Consider the following 1,110-nt stretch of genomic DNA (forward strand, 5'->3'; position numbering starts at 1 on the left):
CTGCATCGTTCCGTAAACCGACAGCGGCCCCCGCCTTCGCGGGGGCGACGTTCATTTTCGGTCGTTAGCGACCGTCCGTTATCCCGGGCTTGACCCGGGACTCGCCTTCCCTCTTGCGCCGCCCGATCAAAGACAAGGCAGGCCTCGAGCAAGCTCGGGGTGACGCGAACCGAACTGCCCTCTTCCCCCTTGCGCCGTCGTCGCAAATCGGTCACAACTTTACGTGAACGTAAAGGTAAAGCCAAAACCCGCGAGAGGAGTTCTTCCCGATGACGACCCCGACCTACGAGATGATCAAGCTCGAAATCGCCGACCATGTCGCGACGATCACGCTGAACCGCCCCGAGCGGCTCAATTCGATGCCGCCGGCGATGGCCGACGAAATCCGCGATGCGCTCGATCATCTGCCCGTCCTCGGCGCGCGCGCGCTGCTGATCACCGGCGAAGGTCGCGGCTTCTGTTCGGGCGCTGACCTCGGCGGCGACCGCGCGGCATCGGCGGTCGGCGGCGGCGCGAACAGCCGCAAGGCTCTGCGCAACCATTATAACCCGATGCTGCTCGCGCTCGCGAACCTCGAAATCCCCGTCGTCACCGCGGTGAACGGCCCCGCCGCCGGCGTCGGCTGCAGCTTCGGCCTGTCGGGCGACTTCACGCTCGTCGGAAAGTCGGCCTATTTCCTCCAGGCCTTCGTCAACATCGGCCTCGTCCCCGACGGCGGCTCGTCGTGGCTGCTGCCGCGCCTGATCGGCCTGCCGCGCGCGACGCAGATGATGATGCTCGGCGAAAAGATCGGCGGCGAACAGGCGGCAGAATGGGGCCTCGTCTACAAATGCGTCGACGACGCCGACCTGCTGAGCGAAGCCCGCGCGCTGGCCCAGCGCCTCGCCAATGGCCCGACGGTGTCGCTCGGCACGATGCGCAAGATCCTGCGCGACGGCCTGTCGCAGAGCTTTTCGGAAACGCTCGACGCCGAAGCCAAGGGCCAGTTCGTCGCGGGCAACAGCGAGGATGCGGTCGAAGGCGTGCTGGCCTTTGTCGAGAAGCGCAAGACCGCGTTCAAGGGGAAGTAACTGAATACGCCCTCCCCTTCAGGGGAGGGCAGCGAGACTT

At 65.9% G+C, this 1,110-nt stretch carries 1 protein-coding gene; it reads left to right on the forward strand.

Features of this window, described 5'->3' with window-relative positions:
• Window positions 1–269: 269 nt before the first annotated feature.
• Window positions 270–1,070 carry an enoyl-CoA hydratase-related protein gene (locus B1A78_RS21830; protein ID WP_077148910.1) on the forward strand — a complete coding sequence of 267 codons (801 nt, stop codon included), beginning with the start codon at window positions 270–272 and terminating at the stop codon, window positions 1,068–1,070.
• The last annotated feature ends 40 nt before the right edge of the window (window positions 1,071–1,110 follow it).

Origin of the sequence: Sphingopyxis sp. KK2 (assembly GCF_001990265.1) — a bacterium.
Classification (GTDB): Bacteria; Pseudomonadota; Alphaproteobacteria; order Sphingomonadales; family Sphingomonadaceae; genus Sphingopyxis.